At 62.3% G+C, this 5,017-nt stretch carries 3 protein-coding genes; all 3 read right to left on the bottom strand.

Annotation, left to right across the window (positions count from 1 at the left end; genetic code table 11):
• Positions 1 to 37: 37 nt before the first annotated feature.
• The 3 genes from JFB92_RS01000 to JFB92_RS00990 all read right to left on the bottom strand — a co-directional run bounded on the left by JFB92_RS01000 (position 38) and on the right by JFB92_RS00990 (position 3,794).
• Positions 38 to 2,125 carry a DEAD/DEAH box helicase gene (locus tag JFB92_RS01000; RefSeq protein ID WP_199034029.1) on the bottom strand — a complete coding sequence of 696 codons (2,088 nt, stop codon included), beginning with the start codon at positions 2,123 to 2,125 and terminating at the stop codon, positions 38 to 40.
• The gene (locus tag JFB92_RS00995; protein WP_199034021.1) at positions 2,122 to 2,970 is read right to left on the bottom strand and encodes a Hachiman antiphage defense system protein HamA; all 849 of its coding nucleotides are present in this window, start codon (positions 2,968 to 2,970) and stop codon (positions 2,122 to 2,124) included. Before JFB92_RS00995 ends, JFB92_RS01000 begins: the two co-directional genes overlap by 4 nt.
• A gap of 548 nt (positions 2,971 to 3,518) precedes the next feature.
• Positions 3,519 to 3,794, bottom strand: coding sequence for a hypothetical protein (locus tag JFB92_RS00990; RefSeq protein ID WP_199034019.1), 276 nt, complete (start codon positions 3,792 to 3,794; stop codon positions 3,519 to 3,521).
• Positions 3,795 to 5,017 lie beyond the last annotated feature (1,223 nt).

Genomic DNA, 5,017 nt, shown 5'->3' with positions numbered 1-5,017 from the left:
CACCACGTAATCAACCCTCTATCACAGCCGGGGCGATTCAGACTTGGTCGTTCCGCCCGCGGTGCGTGCCGGACACAATCACAGTCTTGGTGGGAAGGTTCATGCCCTGGGAGAGGGTGCTGGTCGCGCACAGCACTCGTATCGCCCCGTCACGATAAGCGCGTTCAAGGCAATGGCGCACCGCCTGAGGGATCTCGGCATGGTGATAGGCCACGCCCAACTGCACCAGAGAAACGAGTTCATGGTCGGCCCCGACATGGTCGCTGAGCTCTTGTTGGGCGTCTTCACGTAGTTGCCGGATCCTCGCGGCCTCCTCACTGTGATCGTCAGCGGGCGGATACAGCGCGGTAGCGCCCGAGCGTTGGAGGGCGATCTGCAGTGCATTGGCGGCCGCGCGGGCGGTGACTTTGGTGGGGGCTGCGATCAGGACTGGGCCGAGCCGGTCGAAGTGCATTGCGAGCGCGGCGGCAACATCCTTGGGACTGTCGGGGAAGAGATTGGTCCGCCTCTTGCGGCGGGTGAGGACGCGCGGGAGGAAGAACTCCTCGGTGACAGTGCTGCCGTACTCGATCGCGCCGCGCTGGCCGTCGAGTGCGGGGCCTCGCCAGGAAAACACGCCAAGCCGCAGTTGCGACGGCGACCAGTCGATGGTGGCCTGGTTCGCGCCGTCGGCCGATGGGTCGAGCCAGCGGGCGATGTCTTGGCCGTTTGGCAAGACCGCGGATAGGAGGACAATCCGGGCCTCGGGTGTAGACCGGCGGATCCGTGTCAGCAGCATCTCCAGGCGAAGACCGCGATCGGAGACGTCAAGTGCGTGTCCTTCGTCGACGAGGACGAGGCGCAAGCGTATGGCGAGTTCGGGAAGGTTCCGCAGCAGCAGATCGAGTTTCTCGCTGGTTAGGACCAGCACATCGGTGAAATCGAGTATTTCGGTTTCGTAGCTGACGTGTTCGGCTCCGCCGAAGAGGGAGGAGACGCGCAGGCCGACTAGTTCCAGGTTCTCGGCGAGGTGTCGTTCCACTTGTGCGGCCAGGGCGCGGGTGGGGACCACGTACACTGCAAGCGCCCGGGTAGACCTCCGCCGGTCCTGATCGCTTTGGGGCGTGAGGGCGTGGAGGATTGCCCACTCTGCGATGTGGGTCTTGCCTGCCGAGGTCGGCATCGTGACGGCCATGCTGTGAGCGGTTTGGTCGAGCAGGCCGGCATTGAGGGCGGCCCTCTGTGAGGGCCATACCTGGGTCATCGGATGTCCGTTGGTGATGAGCGCCTTCAGATAGCGTCTCCAGGCGGGCCCCCAGGTGGTGGAGCGGCGCAGCAGTCGCCATGGAGCGGTGGCGGTGATGTCCTCAACGGCGTGGGCGAGGCAGTCGATCAGCGTCCAGGTGTCGGCAATGGAGGCGTTGAGGAGCTGTGAGGCGGCGGTGTGCAGGTCAGTGACGGCGGCTCGACCTGAGGTGCGGTTGCCGAGGCGCCATAGGGAAGCCAAGGATCGGGCGGCACGCCCGGCCAGGCCGTAGGCTGCGAGGACGGTCAAGTCCGCATGGTCGGCGGTGCCATTCTGGATGCCGTCGAGTAGCAGCGAGCCGATTTCGGGGACCTCGTGCTCAGCAAGTGCGCCGAGGAGCGCGGCCTGGTCGATGTCGCGCTGCAACACGGCGCTGGTCAGTTGTGTGATGCGGTGTGGAGCGCGGGCTGCCGCCTGCTGGACGCCGTCTCGATTGAAAAAGCGGTCCGCTTCCTGCCGGAAGGATCGGGCGAGTGTGGACGCGTTGGCTTGGTAACCGGCCAGGCTCCACATTGTCGCTGCGATGGCCAGGAGTTCGTTGCGAGTGGGTTCTCCTTGTGGATAGCGGTCGGCTAGGTCGGCGTATGCCTCGGCGATCTCGGTCAATGGCCTCGGATCGGATCGGCGCTCTCGAGGAGCACGGGTCAGCTGACCGAGCCTGGCCAGGGTCAAACCACGGCGCATTCCATCGAGGTCGTAGGTGAACGTGGCAGTGCCCTCGGTGCTGATCTGGTCGCTGAGCACGTCGGCGCGGAGTTGGGCTCGGAGGCGTGGTGCGGCCTCCCCAGACGTGAATGCCTGCTTCCCGATGTTGGACACGACGCCGTTGTAGTCCCTCATGCACTGGCACCTTGATCCTTTGCCCCCTGGCTGGGGGCCGATTCGGCGGCCGCGTAGATCTCGAGGATGAAGGACCGAAGCTCGTCGATTTTCACGACGGTCAGCTCGGTAGGCTCCGTTACCCTCTCAGCGAGGAGGTCAACCACGTCTTCCTTCCATGCTGCGGCGTCGTGGACGAAGACCATGTGTCGCTCAATGGTGCGGTCATCGGGCTCTCGGATGAGCGCGCCGAGGCGGCGGGCCAAGAACCCGTGCCCGCGCTCGAGGCAACGGGCCATCGCGAACGCGAAACTTTCATCCAGGCGGGTGAGCACCGCTTCGAGGCTCTCGTGCGCCTCAGGGCCCACCTGCTTATCGCGCGCAGTGCGTGTCTTGACCTCTACCACGGCGACTATCGGAGGCTGCTGTCGAAACCGAAACGCCAGCACGTCAGTGCCCTGTACTGCCTGGTTGCCGGTCTGCTTGTATCTCACTTTCAGGATCGGCACACACCAGCGTTCCACCAGCCGGTAGTGGGCTCCGGTCACGATTTCACCGAAATCGCCATGCCGTGTTCTCATCCATGAGGGGAACTTGTTCTCTCGCAAGTAGCTGGCCACCTCTGGTGTGCCAAGGTCATCGAAGACCGCCGCAAGCTCACCAGGTGCCAGGTAGTTGCGAACGACATCCTTCGCCAAACTGCCTACCATCGCCGGGCGGTCGAGCACACCCGCCTCCGAGAGTGCCGCATAGGAGAGAGGACCCTCCAATTGGTGTACCGGGTCTTCCTTGAGCCAGGAGGTGAGCGCGCGAGCGCTGCCACCGCCACCGCTGATCGGCTTCGCGCCGCTGCCAACGTCTCCCATGAAAGCAAGTGAAGCACATGAAGGGATCCGAGGTGAGCCTGTGATATCAGAGGAGCCGGTGGCGACGCCTATCCAGCCGCAGACCGAGGCGATCAGCGATGCGTTGACTACGGAAGTCGCAGCTGTACAGGCGGGGCGCGGGATCCGCATTGAAGCCAGCGCACAACGGCCAAAACTAGCATCCAGCTGGGAATCCGTGTCAGTGACGGCGTGAGGACGTCGCCGCTCGGCCTGGAAGGCCACGGGCTGCAGCGAACCATGCTCCTCGCTAGCCTCAAGGTCGTGAGCGGTGACGCCAGCGAGGGCAAGCAGTGGCCCGCGGTCATGCTCGCCGTCGAGAAGCCCGAGGCTTATCAGCACCTTCCCAGTCCCGCCAGCTCGCCAGAATCCTTCGCGAGCGGGCGGAGACGACCGATTCACGACTCACCGTCCCGAACTAAGCACACCGGGGCTCATAGCGGTCATCCGAGGTCCATAAAGGCTGGTCAGAGTCGCTCGCGGCCAGCTTTGGTTACATCGGTTGCCGTACTTTGCTGCTGTACAGCCCCCTAGGATTCAGCACCAAGTTTGAACACCTCAGCTTCAGCCACCATGCCAGTCAGCGTCTTGCTTACCTTTACGGCCTTTACTCCATCTATCTTTTTGAGCTCCAGACCCAATGCCTTGAATCCTGTATCAAATGCATCTGCAAATGATTCAGCTCTCGACTCTTCTAGGTTCCCTACCCAAATATCGATTCCAATGGCGTCTGGAGGAACTTGATCTCCCTCAATAGAGAGGTGATAGGAAATTAGGTTAGGCTCGTATGCAAGCGACGAAGTCATTACTTCACCTTTTCGATTAAAGCTACCGTCGGATAACCTTCGATCATAGCAGGAAACCAAGATGATGACGGTGATATAGCGAATGGGATCCGTCGACCCGCCACTGGATGCCGGTCGAGGACCGCGACCGCTACGTCGGTACCCCACACGAGCAGGGTTTCGACCGGGTCGGTATCACGGTCGGACGCGGCTATGACCTCCAGGTGTTCCACTGCGGCACTGATCCAGAGCACCCGCCATTGACGGTCATGGTGTAGCCGCCAGTAGGGCGACCGCTTTGGGAGCGAGGATGCAAGTCAAATCCGCGCGTTCGTACCAGGGTGCGACCATCATAGAACCAATGTGGATAATTCAGGGTAGCCAAAAAGGCAGCCATTTGTACCCGGAAAATGATGCCTAAGGGTGCCAAATGTAGCCCGACAATGACCATCGTGAATAGGCATCTACCTGCACCGGTGGTCTGCGAATCGGGCATGTAAGGCCGTAAGTCTGGCTTGAGGTGCTAGTGTCCTATGAACGGGGGCCGCAAGCCTCCCTTGTATACATCACAAAGGCCCGGGGCAGCGGCTGATCCAGGTCACGTAGACCGCTTCAACGGGGCAGGGGATGATGGCCGACCGCATCCGAGGCGGCGCCGCAGCCTCGTCAGGGCCGGATCGGCTTCGACTCGGTCGGACACGCCCTTGGCCTCTTGTCCAGGGGTGAAGGACGCCTGCAAGTTCTCGAGGCCTTGTTCCCGAAAAGCGCCGACACTGAACGCGTCCAGGTCCTCCGCGGCGACCAAGAGTTCGAAGCCGGAGTAGCTCACCGGTGAAGACCGTCTACCTCGACCGAAGCCCCGCTGCCGGGGGAATCTCCCCGGTTGTCGAGCCGACCGAGATGAGGCGTGGCTGTTACGACGGGACTCTCTAGAGTCGTCGGAATTCGAGAGTTTGGGACTCTGAGGCGATAGGGCTGCTGGGGCGTTGGTTTCCGAACCAATGAAGCGAGGAGTGGAGTCGGATACGACGAGGCGTTGAACGGCTGGTTGTCGGGGCGGAGTCCCCTGTCTGTCCACATAGACAGGGGTTCGGTTTCCACCTCGAACCAGCCTCGAAATCTTGCCACCGGTCGCCGTTGGCGGCACATGGCAGCCGACTACCTGCATGACTACCCTGACTACCCAAACGCCCCCGGTTCGACCCTGCGATCGAATCCGGGGGCGTTTTCCCAGGTCATAGCCT

Source organism: Glycomyces salinus, assembly GCF_016428645.1.
Lineage (GTDB): Bacteria > Actinomycetota > Actinomycetes > Mycobacteriales > Micromonosporaceae > Glycomyces > Glycomyces salinus.
This window is presented reverse-complemented; position numbering and strand designations above follow the sequence as displayed.

Bases quoted from the DNA above. Each gene is read 5' to 3' on its own strand.
- JFB92_RS01000 (WP_199034029.1), bottom strand. From the start codon at position 2,125: ATGAGGGACTACAACGGCGTCGTGTCCAACATCGGGAAGCAGGCATTC.
- JFB92_RS00995 (WP_199034021.1), bottom strand. From the start codon at position 2,970: ATGGGAGACGTTGGCAGCGGCGCGAAGCCGATCAGCGGTGGCGGTGGC.
- JFB92_RS00990 (WP_199034019.1), bottom strand. From the start codon at position 3,794: ATGACTTCGTCGCTTGCATACGAGCCTAACCTAATTTCCTATCACCTC.